Origin of the sequence: Streptomyces coeruleorubidus (assembly GCF_028885415.1) — a bacterium.
In the GTDB taxonomy this organism is placed as follows: Bacteria; Actinomycetota; Actinomycetes; order Streptomycetales; family Streptomycetaceae; genus Streptomyces; species Streptomyces coeruleorubidus_A.
Genome location: NZ_CP118527.1, coordinates 6,112,206 through 6,134,931, shown reverse-complemented (window position 1 = coordinate 6,134,931; position 22,726 = coordinate 6,112,206). Strand labels below are relative to the sequence as shown.

Genomic DNA, 22,726 nt, shown 5'->3' with positions numbered 1-22,726 from the left:
GAACGTGTCCCGCCCGCGCTCAGGTGCACGAGCCGTAGGTACGGGGGGAACCCCGGCTCTGTGCGACGGCCGATGACCAGTCGGCTCACTCATTACTGCGCCGGGGCGGCCGAAAACGTCACACCCTCGGCGAGGAGTTTTTCACGGAGTACGAAACTGCAGGTCGGAGCGGTGCGAGAGACCGTGCGGACCGGCCGCGGTCCGCGTGGTCGTCGTCGCCTTCCCGCCTCTCGGCGCGCTTCTCGGCCTTCCGCTCGGCCTCGTCCCGCTTCCGGTCCTGCTTCCCGGACCTGTCCTCGCTCTCGCGCCGGTCCGTGTCCTCGTCCTGCCGCTCACCCGAGCGGCCGCCGGCCCCGGGCAGGACGCCCTTGCAGTACTTCCAGACCCGGGAGCCGCCCGCCGCGTCGCGCAGGGCGCGCCTGCGGTCGGCGTCCAGCCGCTTGCCGTCGCGCAGGTCGCGGCAGGCGGAAGCGATGTCCCTGCGGCTGTCGCCGGGGCGGTCTCCCCGGTCGCCCGAGCCGGGGTTCGGGGACGGGTCGTCGCCTGCCGCGTCCCGTCCGGGGTCGTCGGCGCCGCCGGTCGAGCCGCCGCTCGGGGCGTCGTCCGGCGTGGCCCCGCCCTGCCCGGAGTCGCTCGGCGAGGGCGACACCAGCGGGCGCTCGGGCGGAGTGACCGCGGCCGAGACCGAGGAGCCGGGGTGGGGCTCGTCGTTGCCGAGCGGTGCTCTCAGGGCTCCGGTTCCGGCCACGAGGGCGGCACCTCCGGCCATGCCGACGGCCAGCACGGCGGCCAGGGCGAGCCGCGCGGCACGGACCCGGCGAGGCCGCCGGACGTCGCCGGAGCCGCTGCCGCGCGTGGTTCCGATCCTGACCAGCCCGGCGTCGGCGACCTCGGTGCCGGCCTGTCCGCCGTCGGCCGCAGCGGCCGCTCCGGTGTCGGCGCGTTCCGCGCGCGCCGTGCGGAAGGCGGCCATCGCCGCGGCCTCACCGGGGAGTTCCTCGCTGGTCGGCGGGGGTGAGACGGACAGTGCGCGGAGCGCTGCGGCAAGTCGTTCGGCCTCGCCCGGCGCGGCGCCGTCGACAGCTTCGAGTGGCTCTCCGCTCAGCAAACGCTCCGCCGTTTCGCGGTCAAGCCACCAGTACTGCTCGTCGGCCATCACACATCCTTCTGCGTCCGCGCGACGCTGTGCGTCACACGTGCGGACGCCATGGCACCGCCGCGCGGTTCTCGCTGGGGCGGCAGGGCGTCGAGCACCCCGGCCGATTCCGGATCGGCCTCCGGATCGTCGCCGAGCAGTTCGGCGAGCCGCTTCAGGCCGCGGTGGGCCGCGGTACGGACGGCACCCGGTCGCTTGCCGAGGGTCTCCGCGGCGGTCTTCGCGTCGAGCCCCACGACCACCCGGAGCACGACCGCCTCGGCCTGGTCCTGCGGCAGCCGGGAGATCAGGGAGAACGTGCCGTCGGTGGCGAGCGCCTCGATGGCCTCGTCGGCGGTGTCGGACTCGGCGGCCCGGCCGGTCAGTTCCGTCTCGTCGCCGCCGATCGCGGGGCGGCGTCCGCGCATGCGTATGTGGTCCAGCGCGCGGTTGCGGGCGATACGGGCGGCCCAGCCGCGGAAGCGGTCCGCGTCACCGGTGAACCGCTCCAGGTCCCGGGCGATCTGCAACCAGGCCTCGGACGTCACGTCCTCGGCGTCGGGGTCGCCGACCAGCGTCCGTACATACCCGAGCAGCCGCGGGTGCACGGCCCGGTACACAGTCCGGAACGCGGTTTCGTCTCCGTCCTGTGCCGCACGCACCGCGGCGGTCAGCTCCGCGTCGTCCCCCAGCACCGCGCGCCTTTCTGCGCCTGAGCCGGCGCCGCTTTCGCGGACCGGGTTCTCGCCGTCGTGGTTCCTCAATTGATGGTTGCGGTTATCAAGACCGCAGGTGGTTGCGGTAGCAGGACCGCAGGTGGTTGCGGTGGTCTTGGTGCCTCCGCGTTGGCGCGAATGGCACGTTACGACCTGAAACCACTCCCCGTCCATGTCCGCCCAGGATGCAACTAAGCCGTGACACGGTGGGGTGTGACAGAAAACGCACCCGAGGCGCTGTAGGTAGTACGGGCCGCCGCGCGGCCCGTGCCGCGCGACGGCCGGGGCCTCTCCTGTGGGGGGTGGCGGCCCCGGCCGTTGCCAAGGCGGGACCCACCGGAATCCTGGAGATGCGGCCAGGCACCCTGACGGTGCGGCCAGGCACCTGGGCGGTGCAGCCGGGCGTGGACACGTGGCTCTCTGGCTCCTGTTGCCGAATTCTGCTACGGACGGCGGTCGTTGGGCTGGGCGGGCTTGCCCTTGTCCCCGGACGAGGCACCGTCGGCAGCGCCGTCCCCGCCGCTCTGCGCGGCACCCGATCCGTTGTCCGCGCTGCCGGCGCCGTTGTCCGCGTTGCCGGCGCCATTGTCCGCGCTGCCCGAGCGGTTGTCGACGCCCGCGGATCCGGGGGCGCTCGCACTCTTCTCCGGTTTGGCGGTGCCGCCGGGCTTCGCCTCGGCCTCGGCCAGTTGCCTGGCGCAGTACGCCGTGACGTTCCTCTCACCGCCCGCGGCCTCGACGAGGCGCTTCCAGGCCGTCGCGTCCATGGCGGAGCCCCGGCCGTCGACCTGCTCGTAGGCGCGGCAGTGGGCCTCGGTGTCCCGGGAGGGGGCGGGGCGGTCCGGGCGCGCGGAGGGAGAGCCGGTCGCGGAACCGGGTGCGGTGCCGGTGGGCCCGTCCGTCGAGGAACCGGAAGAGCGCGTGGGGGCGGGCGGGCGACCGCGGTCGTCGGCGCCGTCCGTGGAGCCCACCGAGCCGATCGCCGCGACCGCGACCCCGCCCAGCGTGAGACTGGCGAGCAGCACGGAGAGCGTGGCCTTCAGCGAACGCCCCGGATGCCGCCGCTCCTTGGACCGCCAGTCGTCCCGGCGGCGGGTGCGGGCGCGATGGGCGCCGGCGTCCCGGGCGGCCAGGAACGCGGCCACGGCCCGCTGCTCGGCCTCGGCGTCGATCCGGTCCCGGATGAGGGCGGCCACGAGCAGCGCCTCCAGCTCTGCCTCGTCGAGGACGCGGCGGGAGCCGAAGCCCGGGCTGTCGAGGCCGGCTCCGTGAGGGCCGGGCAGCCGGCCGTCGGCGTCCCGCGCCGCCCGGTGGCCGTACGCGGAACACCCAGGGTGCACACGTCGGCGGCCCGGAAATCCGCCGTCGCTTTGATGTTCACCCATGTTCTGTTCCGTCCCTGCTCGATCCACACGTCCCACGGTGCCCGCCGTGTCCGTACGACCCGGCCGGCCCGGCCGACCGGCCCGGCGTTCCGGGCCCGATCCATACGTCTCGCTCATCCGCCCCGTTCAGGGCACCGGGCCCGGGAGTTCCGCCCGGCCCGCCGTCATCGTTCATTCGACTCCCCCAGCGTCCTGGGAGCCTCATCCGTCACACCTTCCGCGCCCAGCCGGGTGGCGAGGCGTTTCAGGCCCCGGTACGCGGCTGTCCGTACGGCCCCGGGCCGCTTGCCCAGGACGCGGGCGGCGGCGGGTCCGTCCAGCCCCACCACGACGCGGAGCAGCACGGCCTCGGCCTGGTCCTGCGGCAGGCCGCTGACCAGCCGCAGGGCCTGCTCGGTGGACATGGCCTCCAGCGCCTGGTCGTGGGTGCTGTGCGGCCCCGGCAGGTCCAGGACGTCCTGCTCCAGCGCGGACGACCTCGGCCGTACGCGCTGGCGGCGCAGATGATCCAGCGCCCGGTGCCGGGCGATGGTCGCCGTCCAGCCCCGGAACCCGGCCCCGTCGCCCTTGAACCGCCCCAGGTCCCGGGCGATCTCCAGCCAGGCCTCGGAGGCCACGTCCTCCGCGTCCTCCCCGACCAGTCCGCGCAGATAGCCGAGCAGTCCGGGCTGCACGATCCGGTAGGCGACCGCGAAGGCCGCCTCGTCACCGCTCTGGGCCCGCTCGACGGCCGCGCCCAGTTCCCCGTCGCGCGCCTGCGCGCGCCGGGGTTCCCCTCCGTGGCCCAAGAACCGTCCTCGTCCGTACCGAGTTCGCCGGCGATCCGCTCCGGGCGGAACATCCCGGATGCCCGGAGTGCCCTGCCCGGTGCGCCCGCACCGCGGGGAACGCGTCCATGCCACGTCCTCCATGATGATCAGCGCCGAGCCGCGGAGAAACGTCACAGCAGTGCGGCAGGCGCCCGTGCCGTGCGGCATGCACCGGTCGGTACCGCGAGCACGGCGGCAGGGGCACAACCGGGTGACGTTTGGCCACAGATGTGCGCTGAGTGAGTGGCACCTGTGTGACGCCAGGTGCGAATGTGTCCAGTTCTAGGGGTGGGGTAGTTGAGTCCTCGCAGCACGCGTGCGTACAAACCGCTCAGTCTGAAAAGACGGGCGTGGCTGACCATCGGCGCGGTCGTCCTGAGCGGAGCGGGGGTCGTCACGTACGCGGTGGCCGATCCGCCCGGCCGGTCCGACGGCGCGTCCCAGAGCCGCAAGCCGGCCGTCCACACCGTGAAGCTCAAGGACAAGGGCTCCGGGCGCAAGGGCCTGGCCAAGCAGGACACGGACCGGTTCAGCGCGGTGCTGGTGACCTGGGACGACCCCGACGCCCCGGTCCGGGGCACGGCTCAGGTGCGGACCAGGGATCTGGAGAGCCGGCGCTGGTCCGGCTGGCAGAAGCTGTCCGCCGAACCGAGTCAGGCCGACGGCGCGGAGGGCGAGCGGGCCGCGCTGCGCGGCGGCACCGAGTCCCTGTGGACCGGTGACGCGGACGGCGTCGAGGTGCGTGTCGTGAACGCGGACGGCACGGAGGCGGGCGGCCAGCCCGCCGGCATGGACGTGAAGCTCCTCGACCCGGGCACCGACCCGAAGGGCGGCATCCGGCCCGCGGCCTACGCCGAGGAGACCGCCTCCCCGACGCCCGAGCCGACGACCCCCGCCCCGCCGACGACGGACCCGACGGACCCGACCCAGCCCCCGGCCGAGACGGTCACCCCCACCGAGACGGCCCAGCCGACCGGCACCCCCGGCGACACGGCGTCCCCGTCCACGCCCGCCTCCCCGTCCCCGACGGCCTCCCCCTCCCCGACCCCCACGGTCCCCGCGCCCCGCCCCTCCACGGTCGTCAAGCCGCCGGTCATCACGCAGGCGGAGTGGGGCGCCTCCACGGACTACGACGGCACACCGGCCTACGGCACCGAGATCAAGGCCGCCGTCGTCCACCACACCGGCATGGACAGCGACAACACCCTGTCCTGCGCCCAGTCACGGGCCCGGATGCGCTCCATCCAGCAGGAGCACTTCGCGCGCGGCTACTACGACATCGGCTACAACTTCGTCGTCGACAAGTGCGGCCAGATCTTCGAGGGCCGCAGCGGCGGCATGGACCTGCCGGTCACCGGCGCCCACGACGTCGGCTTCAACACCGACACCGTCGGCATCTCCTACATCGGCAACTTCGAGAAGGCCCGGCCGAGCCGCGCCGCGCTCGACGCGATCTCCCGGCTCGTGGCCTGGAAGTTCGGCATGTACGGCATCGACCCGACCGGCAAGGTGACGCTCACCTCCGGCAGCCCGGCCGGCCAGGACGGCAACAAGGTCGCCAAGGGCACCTCGATCACACTGCCGAGGGTCTTCGGCCACCGGGACACCAACGCCACCGCCTGCCCCGGCGCGAACCTCTACTCCCAGCTCTCCCGGATCGCCCAGGTCGCCAAGACCCCGGGCATCTCGCACGCCCTCGCCACCTCCGACTACAACCGGGACGGCGTCACCGACCTGGTCGCGGGCACGCCGAAGGCCCTGAGCGGCGGCGGCAGCGTCACCGTCGTCCCGGGCGGCATCGACGGCCCGGTCACCGCCGCCAGGGTGACGCTCACCCAGAACAGCCCCGGCGTCCCCGGCTCCCACGAGTCCGGTGACGGCTTCGGCACCTCCAGCGCGTGGGGCGACGTCAACGGCGACGGCTACGCCGACCTCGCGATCGGCGCCCCCGGCGAGGACGACACCAGCGGCCACGCCGACCGCGGTTCGGTCACGGTGGTGTACGGCCCCACCCTCGACACCGGCTTCTCCTACACCACGTCAGGGGTCACCTCGACGGGCGCCAAGCTCGGCTCCACGGTCGCCGTCGGCGACTTCAACGGCGACGGCAAGGCGGACGTCTTCTCCGCCGGCACCGGCAAGGGCGGCAACTGGAACGCCCGGCTGACCGGCGGCGCCACGAAGTACGGCACGCTCACCACGGCCACGGGCGCCGTCTCCTACCTCGACGCCGCGACCGGCGACTTCAACCGGGACGGCTACGCGGACATCGCCCTGAACTACCGCGACACCGGCGGCATCGGCCGCGTGGTCCGCTTCGCGGGCTCGGCGACCGGTCTGACCAAGGTGGGCGTCATCTCCGTCAAGGGCGGCCGCTCCCTCGCGGCCGGTGACGTCAACGGCAACGGCTACGACGACATCGTCATCGGCCAGCCGGTCACGTCCGAGTCGGGCGGCCAGTCCGGCGGCCAGATCACCATGGTCCCCGGCACGTCCACGGGCTTCACGACCACCGGCATGACCGTGATCCACCAGGACACGGCGTACGTCCCGGGCGGCAACGAGTCCGGTGACGCCCTCGGCAGTTCCGTCTCGGTCGGCGACTACAACGCCGACGGCTACGCGGACGCCCTCGCGGGCGCCCCGGGCGAGGACCTGACCCGGGACGGCGCCAACCGCGCCGACGCGGGCAACGCCATCCTCGTCAAGGGCACCGCGTCCGGTCTGACCGGCTCCGGCTCGGTGGGGATCTCGCAGGACACCTCCGGCGTCCCGGGCTCCACGGAGACCGGCGACCGCTTCGGCTCTTCGGTGTCGCTGACGGACCTGTCCGGCTTCGGCCGGGCGGACCTCACGTTCGGCGCCGAGGGCGAGGACGGGGGCGACGGCATCCTGCTGCACCTGCCGAGCAACAGCACCGGCCTCGGCTACGCCGACTCCGTCATCTTCAGCAAGTCCACGCTGGGCACCCCGACGGACGCCTACCTGGGCCAGACGCTGACGCCGTGACAACTCGCCCGCCGAGGTGACGACATGCAGGGGCCCCGCACCGCACGGGGCCCCTGCCGGTCCTGCGCCGCTCCTCCGCCGTTTGCCGGATTTCTCCGGCAGACCGAACGGACGGCTCCACAGGGGGGAAAGACGATGACGATCACCGCATCCATCGCCCCCCAGAGGACCGAAATCGAGCCGCGAATGACACGCCTCCTGCTGCACACCGCCGTCGCCACCGCCCTGGCCGCCGGCACGCTCGGCCTGACCCAGCCCGCCCGGGCCTCCTCCTCCGACGGCGTACACACCGTCCGGGTGCCGGACGGTGACCCGCACGAGCGGTCCCTCGCCCCGCGCACCACCGAGCCGTTCAGCATGATCGGTGTCACCTGGGACGACCCGGACGCGGCCCTGGACGGCACCGCGCACGTGCGCACCCGCTCCCACGAGAGCGGCCAATGGAGCACGTGGCGCGCACTCGACACCGACGTCCGGACGCCCGAGACCGGCCCCGACCGCCACCGCGCCGGGGTCCGCGGCGGCACCCAGCCGCTGTGGACCGGGCCCTCGGACGGCGTCCAGGTGCGGGTGTCGGGCGCGCGGCTGCCCGAGGGGCTGCGCGTCGAGCTGGTCGATCCGGACGGCGGGTCGGACGCCGTGCACACCACGGTCGTCGAACCGGGCTTCGTCGAACCGGGCGTCGTCGGGCCGGCCGCCGGTGGGCCCCACGCCGAACGTCCCGCCGTCACCTCACGTTCCGCCTGGGGTGCCGACGAGTCCCTGGTGAAGGACCCGCCCACCTACACCACCGGCACCCGGGCGATGTTCGTCCACCACACCGCGGGCACCAACGACTACACCTGCGCCGAGTCGGCGTCGATCGTGCGCGGCGTGTTCCTCTACCACGTGCGAAGCAACGGCTGGAACGACATCGGCTACCACTTCCTCGTCGACAAGTGCGGCACGGTCTTCGAGGGCCGTGCGGGCGGCATCGACAAGCCCGTCCTCGGCGCGCACACCTACGGCTTCAACACCGGCACCAGCAGCATCTCGGTGCTCGGCGACTACAACACGACGACCGCGAACAGCGCCGTGCGCGAGTCGGTCGCCAAGGTCGCGGCCTGGAAGCTCGGCCTGTACGGCTTCGACCCGACCGGGACGGTGGTGCTGACCGCCGGTGCCGACAACGGCAAGTACAAGGCGGGCCAGAAGGCCACGCTGCACCGCATCTCCGGCCACCGCGACGGCTACCCGACCGAGTGCCCCGGACAGAACCTCTACGACGACCTGCCCGAGATCCGCACCCTCGCCGGGAAGGCCGCCACACCCAAGGGGCCGGCCCCGGAGCCGACCGAACCCCGAACCGATGACGTCACGGTGGTGCTCGCGCGCTGACGCTACCGCCGGGGCGCGGCGCTCGTCGCGTCCCGGCACAGCAGGCGCAGCGAGCCGTGCCCGGCGTAACAGCGGCGGGCCTCGTCGATCGGGTCCCAGAGGCGTCCGTCGGGGGTGCGGATCCAGTGGTCGCCGCCCGTCGCCCACCACTCGGCCCCGGTCTGACGCGCCATCACCTCACCGGCGTAGGCCCCGAAACCGCGCAGCACCTCCCGCACGGCGGCGTACGGCGTGCCCTCCCGCCGTATCCCCTCGATCATCCGGTCGATGCTCCACAGACTCTGTGCCGAGTAGTCGAGGTGCAGCCGTGCTCCCTCGCGCATGGTCGCCACCGTGTCCGCCGCCCACCGCAACGGCTTCGCCGCAGCCGAGGGCCTGGTTTCCGCTTGAGTCGTCACATCCCGGATAGCGCTGCGGCGTGGCGTTTCGTCACACGGAATCGTCGACTTCGCCGAAGCGGTGCAGGACCACCCCACCTCGGCCTCACGACAGTCACAGGACTCTCCCAGGAAGCGGGTTTAGGCCGGTCGGAGGCCCGGCGGCCCGGTTCTCAGCCCTGTTGCCGACTCCGGCGCGAGACGACCGCGCGCAGCACCCGCCGCCCCTCGGTCGACACCTCCACCGCCCGCCGCAGCCCGGCCGGGCCGTGGCCGGCCATGACCTCCAGGACGGTGATCTGGCGGCGCAGTTCCGCGGCGACGAGCGGGGACATGCCCTGCGTCCGCCCCTTACGGCGGGCATCGACCGAGGACGCCTCGTCCTCGGCGGTGTCGAGGAGCCGGTGGATCTGGAGGGAGGCGACGGAGCAGGCGTCGGCCCACACCCGCACCTCGGCGGCGGACCGCTCGGCGGGGGCGGCCTGAAGCATCCGGTGGGCGAGCACGACCGCCTCGTCCTCGGTGCCGGCGCCGGCACCGTCCAGCTTCACGCGCGTCTGCTCCAGCCGCTCGGTCCAGTCGTCGGCACCGGCTCCGTCGGCGAGGCTCGCCCACAGCGGCCGCAGGGTCTCGTCGTCGCCGCCCAGCAGGGGCACGCAGCGATCCAGACAAGCCAGCCCGCTCGCGGCCAGCCCGCGTTCGTCGGCCTGCGCGATCAACTCCACCAGGCTCATCCACGTCTCCCTCCGCGGGCCTTGTCCGGGGCCCTACCAGGCCGCTTCCAGCCCTCACCCCTCACGGAACCCGCACTTCCCCTTACTGCGTGCAACGGGCCCGGAACGTCACAGGGGCACTACGCCCAGCCGGTCGAGGAAGCGGAAGAAGAGATTTTCGGCCAGGGGATCGGGGTCTGAAGTGAGTACGTCCACCAGCGCGTCGGCGTTCACTTCGTGCCCGGCCTCGGCGGCCCAGCGGACGGCGCGCTCGGCGGCGTCGCGAGGTTCGAGGAAGTAGTCCTCCAGCGTGAGGCCCTCCCGGCCGGCCCCCAGGTACCCCGCCGTGGCGGCCCGGGCGAGGCAGGTCGTCCACGTCCCGCTCTCCGGCGCCGCGGCCTCCAGCACCACGCACTCGCTGTTCATGACGTACCCGAAGAGCGCGGGCGCCCCGGTCTCCCGGGCGAGGGCGTTCATGTTCCCGACGTCGCCGTCGCTGCTCGGGTACTCCCAGACCTGCCACCCGCCCGGCGCCGAGGTGCGCCGCGCCATCGCCTCCGTCGCCCCCGCCAGCGCGTCCAGCTCCGTCAGCGGCCGCTCCCCACGGCCCACGACGAAGTACCCCCAGTACCCCATGCTCCGGTTCCCCCCGGCATATTCGATTCGGCTCGTCCCAGAAGACCACCACACCCGTACGACGGTTCGCAGCCGTACGGGCCAATTCGCGCGTGGTCAGCCGAGCCTGTCCGCAAGTGCCCGGAACTCCGCCCAGGACAGCTCGGGCCTGTCGGGGTCCCACAGCTTCTGGACGGTCGCCCGCAGCGGCATCCGGATCCCGGCCGCCACCTGGTCTTGCGTCTGCGAGTTCGCGAGGTCGCACCAGACGGCGAAGGACCCGCCGAGGATCTGCCCGTCGTAGCGCTCCGGCACGGCCGCGGTGCCGCGCAGCACCCGTGGCGTCCACTGTTCGTAGATCCGCTGCCCCGTCGGATAGACGAAGGTCTGCGGCTGGCCGAGCACGTAGTACAGGAACTCGTCGTTGTAGTTGATCACCTTGCGGCCCTCGGCCAGGTACTCCGCCGGCTGCCGGGCGCCGATCTCCTTGCCCGTCCAGTAGGCGACCTGGATGTCCTCGGCGGCCTTGACGGAGGTGCCGCGGAAGAAGCCGTCGTTCCACGCGCGCGGGGTGCGCTGGTGGGCGCGGACGGTGTCGGCCCGGTCGTTGAGCCAGCCGGTGGTCAGGTCGGCGACCGTCGCGCCGGAGCCGTACTTCTCCCGCGCGGCTGCGGCCAGCTGCGGGAACGACGCCTCCGGGTCGGAGCGCACCAGTGCCTGGTACTCGTCGCCGCCGAGGTGCCACGGCCCGCCCGGGAACAGGTCCGCGTACTCGTTCAGCAGATCGTCGACGATGTCGGCGCTCTCGCTCTTGGAGATGTCGATGGCCCCTTGCACCGCCGACCCCTGCGCGGTGCGCAGCTGGAGGTCGGGGTGGGCGTCGAGGACCGCGCCGAGGTGCCCGGGCGAGTCGATCTCGGGCACGACCGTGATGTGCCGGCTCTCTGCGAGGTCGACGATCTTCCGGACCTGCGCCTTGGTCAGATGCTGCCGGGACACGACCTCGGGGTGCGATGTGGACTCGATCCGGAAGCCCTGGTCGTCGGAGAAGTGCAGACCGAGCTGGTTGAACTTCAGATCGCCCAGCTCCCGGATCCGGTCCTCGATCCAGCCGGCCGTGAAGTTCTTGCGCGCGATGTCCAGCATGAACCCGCGCTGCGCCTTGGCAGGCTCGTCCCGCACCACGCCCTCGGGCGCCGTGCCGCCGTCGTGCACCTCCTGCTTGAGGGTGCGGGTGCCGTAGAAGACGCCCGCGTCGGCGGGCCCGCTGATCTCCACCCGCCCGCCGCGCACATTCATGACGTACGACTCCGGGTTCGCGCCCTTGTCCTCGTTCAGCGTCAGCCGTAGGTCCCCGGCACGCCGGTCGTCCTTCTCGCCCTCGTACGTCAGCCCCAGCTCGCCGGCGATCAGCCGGCCCTCGTCGGCCAGCGCCGGGTCGTCCACGACGACGCGGTTCCCGCTCGCGGGACGCCAGCCCGGGCCGCGCGCCGCGGTGTGCTCGCGCACGGCGGGGATGGTCTGCGGCGCCTTGGACAGGGCGTACGAGCGGCTCGGACTCGGGGCGGCCGCGGTCCGGCCCTGGGAGGATCTGGCCTCCGGCCCGCCGTCGCCGCCCGAGACCGCCCAGAGCCCCAGACTCACCCCGGCCGCGACCACGACCAGGGCGACGGCCATGGCCACGACCGGTACCTGCCGCTGTTTCCCTTGCTTCGTCTGCTTCGCCGGAACCCGGCGCCTGTGCTGACTCACACCCGCCAACCTAAGACCCGGCCCCGTCCGGCGCGCGTCCACCACGCGTTCCGAATCTCTCTCTCCCGGGTGAAATTCGGGCATCCGTCGGACACGTCATGGTCGTACTCGATAGCGTGACGTCACATCTCTCACAACATTGCCCTGCCGACACACGTGACGCCCACGAGGACACACGCTGCCTGCGCACCGTCTCCCAGACCTCCCCGGCCGACTCGCCATACCGGTGGAGCACTTCAACGCAGCCTCCGCCGAGGCCCTGGAGCAGACGCTCCTGTCCTGCCTGCGCAGCCCCCGCTGGTCGCGGCGCGTCGCGGAACACCGCCCCTACCCGGACTTGAACTCCCTGCTGGCCGCGGCGGACGAGGCGGCCTACGACCTGACCTGGCCCGACCTGACCGAGGCCCTGGCAGCCGAGTCCCTGCCACCCCTCCCGCCGGACACCTACTCCGCGGCCCACACGGCCCTCAGCGCGGCCCACGCGGCCTACGAGGCCCGCTTCGGACATGTGTTCGTCATTTGCCTGGAGGGGGTGCCGCAGAGCGAGTGTCTGGACCACCTCCTCGAGGGCATCCGGTCACGATTGACCAACGATCCGGAGGAAGAACGCGTGGTGGTGGCGGAAGAGCTACGGCGCCTCGCAAGGGCGCGGCTGGTCAGCACCCTCAGGGGCGCGGGGAACTGCGCGACCAGCCACACGCAACCCGCACCCGGCAGATAACAGGACACCCCACCCCAGAAGCCGCCGAAGCCTAGCCCGTACGCATGCCAGTTTGATCACACAGCCAGACCCCGGCTCAGCCCGGCGGCAGCGCATCGCTACGATGCTGGGGGCCGGTGGACCGTACCCGGCCGGGCCCGACCGACACACCAAGCCGGCGCGGCCCCAATCCCCGCTCCCGGAGGAAACTTCCGTGCCGGCTGGAACGCTGTACCGCGGCCGGGAAGGAATGTGGTCCTGGGTGGCTCACCGAGTCACCGGCGTCCTCATTTTCTTCTTCCTGTTCGTTCACGTGCTGGACACCGCACTCGTCCGTGTGTCGCCCGAGGCCTACGACACCGTCGTGGCCACGTACAAGACGCCGATCGTCGCGCTGCTGGAGTACGGCCTCGTCGCCGCCATCCTCTTCCACGCGCTCAACGGTCTGCGAGTCATCGCCGTCGACTTCTGGATCAAGGGCGCCCGCTACCAGAAGCAGATGCTCTGGACCGTCGTCGCCCTGTGGGTCGTGCTGATGCTCGGGGCGATCTACCCCGTTCTCGGCCACGCCGCTCGTGAACTGTTCGGGAGCTGACGCCAATGTCCACGACTGAGAAGACCGCTGCGGGCGTCGGCCCCGTCGAGAGCGGCGCCGTCTACACCGTCGACAACCCGGCGCCCCTCATCGAGGCCCCGCGCAAGCGCACCAAGAAGACCCCGAAGACCACCCGGGGCAACTTCGAGCTGGCCGCCTGGCTGTTCATGCGCCTGTCGGGCGTGGTGCTGGTCGTGCTGGTCCTCGGCCACCTGCTGATCCAGCTCGTGCTGGACGGCGGTGTCTCCAAGATCGGCTTCGCCTTCGTGGCGGGCCGCTGGGCGAGCCCCTTCTGGCAGGTCTGGGACCTGCTGATGCTGTGGCTCGCGATGCTGCACGGCGCCAACGGCCTGCGCACGGTCATCAACGACTACGCGGAGCGCGCGAACACCCGGCTGTGGCTCAAGGGCCTGCTCTACACCGCCACGGTGTTCACCATCCTGCTGGGCACGCTGGTGATCTTCACCTTCGACCCGAACATCCGCTAGGCACGGGGCTGCGAGAATCATGAAGATCCACAAGTACGACACCGTCATCGTCGGCGCCGGTGGCGCCGGTATGCGCGCCGCCATCGAGTCGACGAAGCGCAGCCGCACCGCCGTGCTCACCAAGCTCTACCCCACCCGCTCCCACACGGGCGCCGCGCAGGGCGGCATGGCCGCCGCGCTGGCCAACGTGGAGGAGGACAACTGGGAGTGGCACACCTTCGACACGGTCAAGGGCGGTGACTACCTGGTCGACCAGGACGCCGCCGAGATCCTGGCGAAGGAGGCCATCGACTCCGTCCTCGACCTGGAGAAGATGGGCCTGCCGTTCAACCGCACCCCGAACGGCACGATCGACCAGCGCCGCTTCGGCGGTCACAGCCGCAACCACGGCGAGGCCCCGGTCCGCCGCTCCTGCTACGCGGCCGACCGCACCGGCCACATGATCCTCCAGACGCTGTACCAGAACTGCGTCAAGGAGGGCGTGGAGTTCTTCAACGAGTTCTACGTCCTGGACCAGCTGATCACCGAGGTCGACGGCGTCAAGAGGTCGGCCGGTGTGGTGGCGTACGAGCTGGCCACCGGCGAGATCCACGTCTTCCAGGCGAAGGCCGTGATCTACGCGTCCGGCGGCTGCGGCAAGTTCTTCAAGGTGACGTCGAACGCGCACACGCTGACGGGTGACGGCCAGGCGGCGGTCTACCGCCGGGGCATCCCGCTGGAGGACATGGAGTTCTTCCAGTTCCACCCGACCGGCATCTGGCGCATGGGCATCCTGCTGACGGAGGGCGCCCGTGGTGAGGGCGGCATCCTCCGCAACAAGGACGGCGAGCGCTTCATGGAGAAGTACGCGCCGGTCATGAAGGACCTCGCGTCCCGTGACGTCGTGTCCCGCTCCATCTACACGGAGATCCGGGAAGGCCGTGGCTGCGGCCCCGAGGGCGACCACGTCTACCTCGACCTCACCCACCTCCCGCCGGAGCAGCTGGACGCCAAGCTGCCCGACATCACGGAGTTCGCCCGTACGTACCTCGGCATCGAGCCGTACACGGACCCGATCCCGATCCAGCCCACGGCCCACTACGCCATGGGCGGCATCCCGACGAACGTCGAGGGTGAGGTCCTGGCCGACAACACGACCGTGGTCCCCGGCCTGTACGCGGCCGGCGAGGTCGCCTGCGTGTCGGTGCACGGCGCGAACCGCCTCGGCACCAACTCGCTCCTGGACATCAACGTCTTCGGCAAGCGGGCCGGCATCGCCGCGGCCGAGTACTCCCAGACGGCGGACTTCGTCGAGCTGCCGGAGGACCCGGCCGAGTTCGTGATCAAGCAGGTGGAGATGCTGCGCGACTCCACCGGCACCGAGCGCGTGACGACGCTGCGCCGCGAGCTCCAGGAGACCATGGACGCCAACGTCATGGTGTTCCGCACCGAGCAGACGATCAAGACGGCGGTCGAGAAGATCGCGGAGCTGCGCGAGCGCTACAAGAACGTGTCCATCCAGGACAAGGGCAAGCGGTTCAACACCGACCTGCTGGAGGCCATCGAGCTGGGCAACCTGCTCGACCTCGCCGAGGTCATGGCGGTCTCCGCGCTCGCCCGCAAGGAGTCCCGCGGCGGTCACTACCGCGAGGACTACCCGAACCGCGACGACGTCAACTTCATGCGCCACACCATGGCGTACCGCGAGGTCGGCGCCGACGGCTCCGAAACCGTCCGTCTCGACTACAAGCCGGTCGTCCAGACCCGCTACCAGCCGATGGAGCGTAAGTACTGATGGCTACCCCTGTTCTGGACAAGAAAGACGCGGCCGGCAAGCCCGAGCCCGGTTTCGCCGACTCCCCCTACATCACGGTCACCTTCCGTATCCGCCGGTTCAACCCGGAGGTCGCGGCGGAGGCCAGCTGGGAGGACTTCCAGCTGGAGATCGACCCGAAGGAGCGCGTCCTCGACGCCCTCCACAAGATCAAGTGGGAACTCGACGGCTCCCTCACCTTCCGCCGCTCCTGCGCCCACGGCATCTGCGGCTCGGACGCGATGCGGATCAACGGCAAGAACCGTCTGGCCTGCAAGACGCTGATCAAGGACATCAACCCCGAGAAGCCGATCACAGTCGAGGCCATCAAGGGCCTGACGGTCCTGAAGGACCTGGTCGTGGACATGGAGCCGTTCTTCCAGGCGTACCGGGACGTCATGCCCTTCCTCATCACGAAGGACACGAACGAGCCCACGCGCGAGCGTCTGCAGACGGCCGAGGACCGCGAGCGCTTCGACGACACGACGAAGTGCATCCTCTGCGCGGCCTGCACCACCTCGTGCCCCGTCTTCTGGAACGACGGCCAGTACTTCGGCCCGGCGGCCATCGTCAACGCGCACCGCTTCATCTTCGACTCGCGTGACGAGGCGGGCGAGCAGCGCCTGGAGATCCTCAACGACCGCGACGGCGTCTGGCGCTGCCGCACGACCTTCAACTGCACGGACGCCTGCCCGCGCGGCATCGAGGTCACGAAGGCGATCGCCGAGGTGAAGAGGGCGCTGATCACGCGCCGTTACTGAGGTCGTCTGCCGTACGACTGTGAGGGCCCCGTTGCCGGTTTCGAGCCGGAGCGGGGCCCGGCCCACTTCATGGGCGAACGGTCTGCCGACCTGCTGCTGGTGACACCGCGGGTCGCCGGGCCGCGTTCACCGATTAGCGGCCAGCACTGCCGCGAGGCCCTCCTGCAGATCTTTGACGAAATACTCGGGAACCTCCAGCGACGGGAAATGTCCCCCGCTTTCGGGCGACCTCCATCGGACGATTTGCCGGTACCGCTCCTGTGCCCAGGGGCGCGGACACTTCTCGACGTCGCGGGGATACATAGTGAGGGCTGACGGGACGTCGACCCGAAGTTCGGGGTCCAGCGAGTTGTGGCTTTCGTAGTAGATGCGGGCCGCCGATGCGCCGGTCCGCGTCAGCCAATACAGGGTGACGTCGTCAAGAACCCGGTCTCTGGAAATCGTCTCGAACGGGCTGTCCTCGGTGTCTGACCACTCGGCGAACTTGTCAAGGATCCAGGCAAGAAGCCCGACCGGTGAGTCGACGAGCGAGTAGCCGATGGTCTGCGGTCGGGTCGCCTGCTGCTTCGCGTACGCCGCGCGTCGGTGCCAGAAATCACGGGTTTCCTCGGTCCACTCGCGCTCGACCGCCGTCAGCCCGTCCGTTGACAACCCGGGCGGTCCCTCTGCGAACGTTGTGTGGATGCCGAGCACGTGTGCCGGGAACCTGCCGCCGAGAACCGTGGTGATATTGCCTCCCCAGTCGCCACCGTGGGCTGCGAACTTGCTGTAGCCGAGCCTTCCCATCAGTTCCACCCATGCGGCCGCGATCTTTTCGGTTCCCCACCCGGTGGTGGCCGGCTTGTCGCTGTAACCAAAGCCGGGTAGCGACGGGACCACGACGTGGAACGCAGGCGCGTCTGCATCTTTCGGATCTGCCAGCTCGTCCACTACATCGATGAACCGGGCAATGCTGTCCGGCCAGCCGTGCGTCAAGATCAGAGGAGTGGCATCTGCGCGCGCGGATCGGCGGTGCAGGAAGTGGATTCCCAGATCATCGATGGTCGTGCGGAACTGGCCGATCCGGTTGAGGCGCTCTTCGAACGACCGCCAGTTGTACCCGGTGCGCCAGTAGTTCACGACATCGACGAGGTCGGCGAGAGGAACGCCCTGTTCCCATCGGCGAGGGTCGGGCGCGGCGCGATAGACCGTCTCAGCCTCCGGTAGTCGCGCCGCGGTTAGTCGCGCGCGCAGATCGTCGAGGTCAGCGTCAGTCGCGTGGGCTTCAAATGCTTGCACGTCGCTGGTTGGACGGGGCATGAGACCTCCTGGCCATCGCGGAACCGGCCACGATCCATCGCGAACCGGCTAAGAAGGTTCTAACAGTTCTCCGACCCACGCTGCAACCGGCTAAGGTGGTTCCATGTGTGCTGCCTTCCCTGACTTCCGCCTCGGTAACGTGCTGGCGACCAGCTTCACGGGGACTCTGTCGGAGCGTCACGGCAACGCCGTGGAGCGCATTCCCACGCCGCACCGACTCATCGACTGGCTGGCAGTGAACGGCCTCGCCGTGGACTCCTGCACCACTGCCCAGCTCGACCTCGCGCGGGAGCTGCGGGAGTCGATCCACGCCGCCGCGACAGCGGCCGCGCTCCAGGACGCTCTCCCTGCGTCTGCCGTCCAAGTCATCAATGACTGCAGCGCTCAGGGGCGGGCCGCGGCCATCCTGACGCCCGAGGGCAAGCGGCGATGGCGGCTCAGCTCGGCTTCCTGCGTGGAGGATGCCCTCAGCGTGATCGCCGCCGACGCGATCAGCATCATCGCAGGCGAACGAGACGGAAAATTGGCCTTGTGCGCATCGCCAACCTGCCAAGCCGCGTTCTTCGACACCAGCCAAAGTCGCACCCGCAAATGGTGTGACATGAACACGTGTGGGAATCGTCAGAAGAAAGCGCGCTTCAATGCCAACCGGCGCAAAAACCCCGGATCAGCGGAGTGATCGTTACTCACTGAGAGCCATCCGTCGCCTTCGATCAACGCCCTCAATCAGTACGTCGAAGCCGTCGGGCAACGCCTTGAGCCGGATCAGGCGGTGGAACCGGGGGCAGCGGGGCGGGGCACAGTGGGGCGGCCGGGTGTACCGGCGGGCCGACGGGTGGGCGTACGACCCGGACCCCGGCTGATCCTGCACCGCGCCGAGCTGCGCCGACGGCACCTGCGCCGCGCGCCGGGTGCCGAGGCGCTGACGTTAGGCTCTCTTTCCGTGCCCGCGAAGAACGACGGCCCCGACGACGGCGCCACCCCGACCAAGTCCGAGCAGACCCGCGCCCTGATCCTGGAGACGGCCATGCGGCTGTTCCAGGAGCGCGGCTACGACAAGACGACGATGCGGGCCATCGCCAAGGAGGCCGGGGTCTCCGTCGGGAACGCGTACTACTACTTCGAGGGCAAGGAGCACCTGATCCAGGGCTTCTACGACCGGATCGCCGCCGAGCACCAGGTGGCGGTCCGGGAGATCCTGGACCGGGAGACCGATCTGGAGGCCCGGCTCGCGGGCGTGCTGCGGGCGTGGCTGGACATCGCCGCGCCGTACCACGAGTTCGCGGTGCAGTTCTTCAAGAACGCCGCCGACCCGGACAGCCCGCTCAGCCCCTTCTCCCCGGAGTCGGAGCACGCGCGCGAGGAGGCCATCAGCGTCCTCCGGGAGGTGCTGGCCGGGGCGACGAAGAGCAAGGTGCCCGACGAACTGCGGGACATCCTGCCCGAGTTGATGTGGCTGTCCCACATGGGGCTCGTCCTGTACTGGATCTTCGACCGGACGGAGGGACGGGAGCGCAGCTACCGGCTGGCCGAGCGCGGTGCCCGGCTCACCGCGCGGGGCGTCGCCCTGGCCCGCTTCCGGGTGCTGCGGCCTCTCGTGCGCGAGGTGCACGAGCTGTTCACGGACTTCCTGCCGGGGATGACGCGGGCGATCCCGGATCCGGCGGCACCGCGTCGCACCGGCGCCTGAGCGCGGCGCCCGAAGCACGGCGCCCGAAGCACGGCGTCAGATTCCGGCGAGGCTCCAGAGGCGGAACACGCCCGTGCCGTCCGACAGATACTGGCCGCCTCCGACGTCCTCGGTGGTGACGACGTACTCCTTGGCCTGCCACAGCGGCAGCACCGGCACGTCCCTGGCGACGGTCTGCTGCACCGAGCGGAAGTCCCGGTCGGCTTCGCCGCGGTCGGCGTAGCGCTGGCTGTCCTGGATGAGCCGGTCGACGGTCTTGCTGCTGTAGCCGGTGTTCATGGCGCTGCCGGTGCCGACGAGCGCGGCCCCGAAGGTGTCCGGGTCGGGGAAGTCGGCGACCCAGCCGACGGCGTACGCGTCGAGTTCGCCGCTCGCCCACCGCTTCTGGAAGTCGGTCCACTCGTAGCCCTGGAGGGAGACCTTGAACAGGCCGCTCGCCTCCAGCTCCCGCTTGATCTCGGCGGCCTCCTGCGCACCGGCGCCGCGGCCCTTGGCGTAGCCGTAGGTGAAGCGGACCGGCAGGCTCACGCCGGCCCGGGTGAGCAACTGCCGCGCTTTCTTCGGGTCCGGGCCGGGGTAGTCGTCGAAGAATGAGGCGGTGTGCCCGGTGATGCCCGCCGGGATCAGCGAGTACAGCGGGTCGACGGTGCCGTCGTAGACGGTGGCGGCCAGCCGCTCGCGGTCGACCAGCCACGCCATGGCCTGCCGGACCTTCGCGTCGTGCAGGGGCTTGCCCGCGCGGGTGTTGAAGTACAGGTTGCGGGTCTCGGAGCCGTCCTCCTCGAAGACGCGCTGCGTCGGGTCGCTCGGGTTCAGGCCGGCGAGGACATCGGGCGGCAGCTGGCGGGTCGCGACCTCGACCTGCTTGTCCTTCCAGGCGGTGTCCAGGGCGTCGGGGGTGGCGTAGTAGCGCAGTTCGACGGGCCGGTCCGCGCCGCCCTTGACGGCGCCCTGGTAGCGGCTGTTGGGCGCGAGGACCGCCTTGTCGTCCTTCGTGTAGGAGGTGAGGGTGTACGGGCCGGTGCCGTCGACACCGTCGCCGGTGCGCAGCTTGTCGGCCGGGTACGCGGTGTGGTCGACGATCGAGCCAGCGCCGGTGGCCACCTTGAACGGGAACGTGGCGTCGGGCGAGGACAGGTGGAAGGTGACGGTCGGCCCGTCGGCGTCCACGGAACGGAGGGTGTCGAGCAGGGGCGCCGGGCCGACCGGGGACTTGATCTTCATGATCCGGTCGAAGGAGTACTTCACGTCCTCGCCGGTCATCTTCCGGCCGCTCGGGAAGGTGAGGCCGGAGCGCAGTTCGCAGCGGTACGTGGTCAGATCGCCGCCGGCGAACGCGCAGCTCCTGGCCGCGTCCGGTACGGGTGTGGTGCCGCCCGGGGCGAAGGTGAGCAGCGACTGGAAGACGTTGCTGAACAGCGCCCAGGAACCGGCGTCGTAGGCGCCGGCCGGGTCGAGGGACGTGACGGCGTCCGTCGTGCCGACGGTGATGGTCCCGCCGTCCTTCTTCGACGGCACGAGCTGCCAGGCTCCCACCCCCGCGACTGCCAGGACGAGCAGTCCCGCGAGTATCCGCATGCGAACCGATCGCATCGGCCTTGCCCTCCCGAGGCCCTTGGGCCCTCGTGCCAGTGCCACACCCTTTTGCGGCGGCCTCACCCAATCACAGGTGTTTGACCTGGCGGAAGGGAGATCTGCCGAGTTGGGAAAGAACTTACCGATGGTCGTTTCGGTCCGGTTTCACAGCGCTCACACAGGGTCAGGCCTGCCTCGACGCCAGCTCGACCAGCGTGATGTCCGACGGTGCCCCCACCCGGGTGGGCGGGCCCCAGGCGCCCGCGCCCCGTGAGACGTAGAGCTGGGTGTCGCCGTAGCGCTCCAGGCCCGCGACGGTCGGGTTGGCGGCGGCGGCAAGGAGGTTGCCGGGCCAGAGCTGGCCGCCGTGGGTGTGGCCGGAGAGCTGGAGGTCCACGCCGTGCTCGACGGCGTCGTGGATCTGCACGGGCTGGTGGGCGAGGAGCACGCAGGCACGTGCGGTGTCGCGGTCGCCGAGGGCCCGGGCGTAGTCGGGGCCTTGGCCCTCGTCCTCACCGGTCAGGTCGTTGACTCCGGCCAGGTCGAAGTGCGGCAGCTCCCTGCGGGCGTTCTCCAGGGGGTCGAGGCCGAGGCGCCGGACCTCCTCGACCCACTGCTCGGCGCCGGAGAAGTACTCGTGGTTCCCGGTGACGAAGTAGGACCCGTGACGGGCCCTCAGCTGGGCCAGCGGGGCTGCCGCGGGCCCCAGGTCCTTCACACTGCCGTCGACCAGGTCGCCGACGACCGCGATCAGGTCGGGCTGGGTCGCGTTGATCGTGTCGACGACCTTCTGCGCGAAGCCGCGGCCCAGGACCGGGCCGAGGTGAACGTCACTGACCACGGCGATCCGGTACCCGTGCGCCGCGCGCGGCAGTTTGGCCAGCGGCACGGTGACCCGCTTCACCTTGGGCCCACGCAGTACGCCGTACGTCCCGTACCCGACGGTCCCGACAGCGGCGGCCGCGGCGGCCCCGGCGACGACGCGGGAGACGAAGAGGCGGCGGGAGGGCCCGGAGGGGGCGGGTGCGGTGAGCGGCTGGGACGAGCCCTCGGGGGTGTTGTCGGTCTGCGGGTGGGGAGCGCCCGGAGAGGAGGCGGCCGCGAGGGAAGCGGGCGCGACTACGCCGCCGTCCGCCTGCGGCCCGGCCGCCGCTACCACGCCGGACGCACCCGCACCGCCGTCCTCGTGCGGTCCGGCCACTCCATCGCCCCGGTCCACCTGCGAGGCCGCTGCCGTCGCGGCAGCCGGTGCACCGGCGGGCCCGCCCGCGTCGCCGTCCTCCTGCGGGCCCGCGGTCGACGCGGGAGCAGACGCTGCTCCGCCCGGGTTCACCTGCGAGGCCGCTGCCGTCGCAGCACGCGGCGCACCCGGGTCACCGTCCCCCTGCGAGGCGGCCACCGTCGTGACGGCGGAAGCCCCCCGGGGCGCACCCGCGCCGCCCTCCCCCTGCGGCCCGGCGCTCGCCGCGCCGGCGGGCACCGCATCGTCCCGGTAGGTCTGCGGGGCGGCTGCCCCGGCGGGCGCGCCCGCGCTGCCGTTCCCCTCCGGGTCGGCTGTCATGTCGGGATGCGGGCCCGGCCCCGTCGTCGATCTCGCCCGTCGTTCCAGGAACCGCCGCAGCACAGGGCGTACGACCTCGCCCGCCACCACCGCCAGCAGCAGGTATATCGACAGGGCCAGCCACAGGAAGCCCGGCCAGGCGAGGACCTGCTGGAGCCAGAACGGGGCGCCCGAGCGTTCGGCGACCAGGGCCGTGATCGCGAGGGTCCAGCCACCGGCGATCAGGACCGCGCCCGCGCGGCGGGTCAGGCCCGGGCCGCGGGTCGTGTCGCGGAACAGGCGGCGCCACACGTACCAGTTGGCCGTCACGATGACGGCCAGGACGAGGGTCGCGACGAGCACGAAGACGATGGGCACGGTGTCGTGTCTCCCGATTT

At 71.3% G+C, this 22,726-nt stretch carries 20 protein-coding genes; 9 read left to right on the top strand and 11 right to left on the bottom strand.

The features are described 5' to 3' along the window. Window positions 1-118 precede the first annotated feature (118 nt). The 4 genes from PV963_RS28670 to PV963_RS28655 all read right to left on the bottom strand — a co-directional run bounded on the left by PV963_RS28670 (window position 119) and on the right by PV963_RS28655 (window position 4,024). The gene (locus PV963_RS28670; RefSeq protein WP_274818751.1) at window positions 119-1,156 is read right to left on the bottom strand and encodes a hypothetical protein; all 1,038 of its coding nucleotides are present in this window, start codon (window positions 1,154-1,156) and stop codon (window positions 119-121) included. Then, complete coding sequence (locus PV963_RS28665; protein WP_086561247.1) at window positions 1,156-1,830, bottom strand: RNA polymerase sigma factor; 675 nt, start codon at window positions 1,828-1,830, stop codon at window positions 1,156-1,158. Before PV963_RS28665 ends, PV963_RS28670 begins: the two co-directional genes overlap by 1 nt. A 464-nt stretch (window positions 1,831-2,294) precedes the next feature. After that, window positions 2,295-3,236, bottom strand: a complete 942-nt coding sequence (locus PV963_RS28660; protein WP_274818749.1) for a hypothetical protein — start codon at window positions 3,234-3,236, stop codon at window positions 2,295-2,297. A gap of 164 nt (window positions 3,237-3,400) precedes the next feature. Beyond that, window positions 3,401-4,024, bottom strand: a complete 624-nt coding sequence (locus PV963_RS28655; protein WP_274818747.1) for an RNA polymerase sigma factor — start codon at window positions 4,022-4,024, stop codon at window positions 3,401-3,403. A 318-nt stretch (window positions 4,025-4,342) separates the two neighbouring features. Between PV963_RS28655 and PV963_RS28650 the strand changes: the two genes are divergently transcribed. Both PV963_RS28650 and PV963_RS28645 read left to right on the top strand, forming a co-directional pair. Continuing rightward, window positions 4,343-7,054, top strand: coding sequence for an N-acetylmuramoyl-L-alanine amidase (locus PV963_RS28650; protein WP_274818745.1), 2,712 nt, complete (start codon window positions 4,343-4,345; stop codon window positions 7,052-7,054). 186 nt (window positions 7,055-7,240) lie between these two features. After that, window positions 7,241-8,431 (top strand): peptidoglycan recognition protein family protein, encoded by a 1,191-nt coding sequence (locus PV963_RS28645; protein WP_274818744.1) that lies wholly within the window; start codon window positions 7,241-7,243, stop codon window positions 8,429-8,431. 2 nt (window positions 8,432-8,433) lie between these two features. Here PV963_RS28645 and PV963_RS28640 read toward each other — a convergent pair whose 3' ends face one another. From PV963_RS28640 to PV963_RS28625, 4 genes are all read right to left on the bottom strand, one after another. Then, window positions 8,434-8,829, bottom strand: a complete 396-nt coding sequence (locus PV963_RS28640) for a hypothetical protein (RefSeq protein ID WP_274818743.1) — start codon at window positions 8,827-8,829, stop codon at window positions 8,434-8,436. A gap of 152 nt (window positions 8,830-8,981) precedes the next feature. Continuing rightward, a complete protein-coding gene (locus PV963_RS28635) occupies window positions 8,982-9,542 on the bottom strand; it encodes a hypothetical protein (RefSeq protein WP_274818742.1) in 561 nt (186 codons plus the stop codon). A gap of 108 nt (window positions 9,543-9,650) precedes the next feature. Then, the gene (locus PV963_RS28630; protein ID WP_274818740.1) at window positions 9,651-10,157 is read right to left on the bottom strand and encodes a hypothetical protein; all 507 of its coding nucleotides are present in this window, start codon (window positions 10,155-10,157) and stop codon (window positions 9,651-9,653) included. Window positions 10,158-10,253: 96 nt separating this feature from the next. Continuing rightward, window positions 10,254-11,813 (bottom strand): beta-N-acetylhexosaminidase, encoded by a 1,560-nt coding sequence (locus PV963_RS28625; RefSeq protein ID WP_274822137.1) that lies wholly within the window; start codon window positions 11,811-11,813, stop codon window positions 10,254-10,256. Between the two features lie 301 nt (window positions 11,814-12,114). Between PV963_RS28625 and PV963_RS28620 the strand changes: the two genes are divergently transcribed. From PV963_RS28620 to PV963_RS28600, 5 genes are all read left to right on the top strand, one after another. Next, window positions 12,115-12,609, top strand: coding sequence for a 2-oxo-4-hydroxy-4-carboxy-5-ureidoimidazoline decarboxylase (locus PV963_RS28620; RefSeq protein WP_274818738.1), 495 nt, complete (start codon window positions 12,115-12,117; stop codon window positions 12,607-12,609). A gap of 193 nt (window positions 12,610-12,802) precedes the next feature. Beyond that, window positions 12,803-13,183 (top strand): succinate dehydrogenase, cytochrome b556 subunit, encoded by a 381-nt coding sequence (gene sdhC, locus PV963_RS28615; protein WP_031107855.1) that lies wholly within the window; start codon window positions 12,803-12,805, stop codon window positions 13,181-13,183. Between the two features lie 5 nt (window positions 13,184-13,188). Beyond that, window positions 13,189-13,671 (top strand): succinate dehydrogenase hydrophobic membrane anchor subunit, encoded by a 483-nt coding sequence (locus PV963_RS28610; RefSeq protein ID WP_274818734.1) that lies wholly within the window; start codon window positions 13,189-13,191, stop codon window positions 13,669-13,671. A 19-nt stretch (window positions 13,672-13,690) separates the two neighbouring features. Further along, window positions 13,691-15,445 (top strand): succinate dehydrogenase flavoprotein subunit, encoded by a 1,755-nt coding sequence (gene sdhA / locus PV963_RS28605; RefSeq protein WP_274818733.1) that lies wholly within the window; start codon window positions 13,691-13,693, stop codon window positions 15,443-15,445. After that, window positions 15,445-16,224 carry a succinate dehydrogenase iron-sulfur subunit gene (locus PV963_RS28600; RefSeq protein WP_274818731.1) on the top strand — a complete coding sequence of 260 codons (780 nt, stop codon included), beginning with the start codon at window positions 15,445-15,447 and terminating at the stop codon, window positions 16,222-16,224. Before sdhA ends, PV963_RS28600 begins: the two co-directional genes overlap by 1 nt. A gap of 126 nt (window positions 16,225-16,350) precedes the next feature. Here the strand turns inward: PV963_RS28600 and PV963_RS28595 are convergent, their stop codons facing one another. Then, entirely contained in the window at window positions 16,351-17,523 is a 1,173-nt protein-coding gene (locus PV963_RS28595) for an epoxide hydrolase family protein (protein WP_274818729.1), read from the bottom strand. Window positions 17,524-17,626: 103 nt separating this feature from the next. Here PV963_RS28595 and PV963_RS28590 point away from each other — a divergent pair, with 103 nt between their 5' ends. Continuing rightward, window positions 17,627-18,202 carry a CGNR zinc finger domain-containing protein gene (locus PV963_RS28590; RefSeq protein ID WP_274818728.1) on the top strand — a complete coding sequence of 192 codons (576 nt, stop codon included), beginning with the start codon at window positions 17,627-17,629 and terminating at the stop codon, window positions 18,200-18,202. Between the two features lie 264 nt (window positions 18,203-18,466). Continuing rightward, window positions 18,467-19,213, top strand: coding sequence for a TetR/AcrR family transcriptional regulator (locus PV963_RS28585; RefSeq protein ID WP_274818726.1), 747 nt, complete (start codon window positions 18,467-18,469; stop codon window positions 19,211-19,213). A gap of 36 nt (window positions 19,214-19,249) precedes the next feature. On the opposite strand, the gene PV963_RS28580 is transcribed toward PV963_RS28585, so the two are convergent. Both PV963_RS28580 and PV963_RS28575 read right to left on the bottom strand, forming a co-directional pair. After that, entirely contained in the window at window positions 19,250-20,791 is a 1,542-nt protein-coding gene (locus PV963_RS28580) for an ABC transporter substrate-binding protein (protein WP_274818724.1), read from the bottom strand. Window positions 20,792-20,972: 181 nt separating this feature from the next. Beyond that, a complete protein-coding gene (locus PV963_RS28575; RefSeq protein ID WP_274818723.1) occupies window positions 20,973-22,706 on the bottom strand; it encodes a metallophosphoesterase in 1,734 nt (577 codons plus the stop codon). Window positions 22,707-22,726: the final 20 nt, after the last annotated feature.

Excerpts from the sequence above, each read along its gene's own strand:
- PV963_RS28645 (WP_274818744.1), top strand. The coding sequence starts at position 7,241 with ATGACACGCCTCCTGCTGCACACCGCCGTCGCCACCGCCCTGGCCGCC.
- PV963_RS28630 (WP_274818740.1), bottom strand. The coding sequence starts at position 10,157 with ATGGGGTACTGGGGGTACTTCGTCGTGGGCCGTGGGGAGCGGCCGCTG.
- sdhA (WP_274818733.1), top strand. The coding sequence starts at position 13,691 with ATGAAGATCCACAAGTACGACACCGTCATCGTCGGCGCCGGTGGCGCC.
- PV963_RS28625 (WP_274822137.1), bottom strand. The coding sequence starts at position 11,813 with ATGGCCGTCGCCCTGGTCGTGGTCGCGGCCGGGGTGAGTCTGGGGCTC.
- PV963_RS28610 (WP_274818734.1), top strand. The coding sequence starts at position 13,189 with ATGTCCACGACTGAGAAGACCGCTGCGGGCGTCGGCCCCGTCGAGAGC.
- PV963_RS28635 (WP_274818742.1), bottom strand. The coding sequence starts at position 9,542 with ATGAGCCTGGTGGAGTTGATCGCGCAGGCCGACGAACGCGGGCTGGCC.
- PV963_RS28580 (WP_274818724.1), bottom strand. The coding sequence starts at position 20,791 with ATGCGGATACTCGCGGGACTGCTCGTCCTGGCAGTCGCGGGGGTGGGA.
- PV963_RS28670 (WP_274818751.1), bottom strand. The coding sequence starts at position 1,156 with ATGGCCGACGAGCAGTACTGGTGGCTTGACCGCGAAACGGCGGAGCGT.
- PV963_RS28660 (WP_274818749.1), bottom strand. The coding sequence starts at position 3,236 with ATGGGTGAACATCAAAGCGACGGCGGATTTCCGGGCCGCCGACGTGTG.
- PV963_RS28600 (WP_274818731.1), top strand. The coding sequence starts at position 15,445 with ATGGCTACCCCTGTTCTGGACAAGAAAGACGCGGCCGGCAAGCCCGAG.
- PV963_RS28595 (WP_274818729.1), bottom strand. The coding sequence starts at position 17,523 with ATGCCCCGTCCAACCAGCGACGTGCAAGCATTTGAAGCCCACGCGACT.
- PV963_RS28590 (WP_274818728.1), top strand. The coding sequence starts at position 17,627 with ATGTGTGCTGCCTTCCCTGACTTCCGCCTCGGTAACGTGCTGGCGACC.